General features: G+C 34.6%; 1 protein-coding gene. It reads right to left on the reverse strand.

Annotated features, from left to right (window positions below):
• Positions 1–321, reverse strand: a 321-nt coding sequence (locus tag ACPYOJ_RS34960; protein ID WP_481420322.1) for a hypothetical protein, incomplete at both ends; no start/stop codon positions are given.

A 321-nucleotide genomic window follows, 5' to 3' on the forward strand; every position in this document is an offset into this window, starting at 1 on the left:
GTGTAAAATGATCAAATTCATTCATGGAATTTCCATAGTTCTGAATGGTAATTTTATCTCCATCAAATAATCCACCGATTTCTCCCATGACAATGCCGGTTATTTCGCCTGTTTTTTCATCGGTTTCAGAAGAGACATTTCCGGCAGCAATAATCTTCTTCTTATCAAAGATTTTAAAAGTTGGCTTCCCGTCGTTATTTTTAAATTCAATTGAAAACCTGCCACCATCGCAGTTATTAGCTACAAACGTTCCTTCAACTATTTTTGTGGAAACTGTTGTATTTACTTTATCATTATCCTTGCTGTTTGTATCTGCAGAAT

This window comes from Rhizobium sp. SVR5-9E, assembly GCF_056755095.1.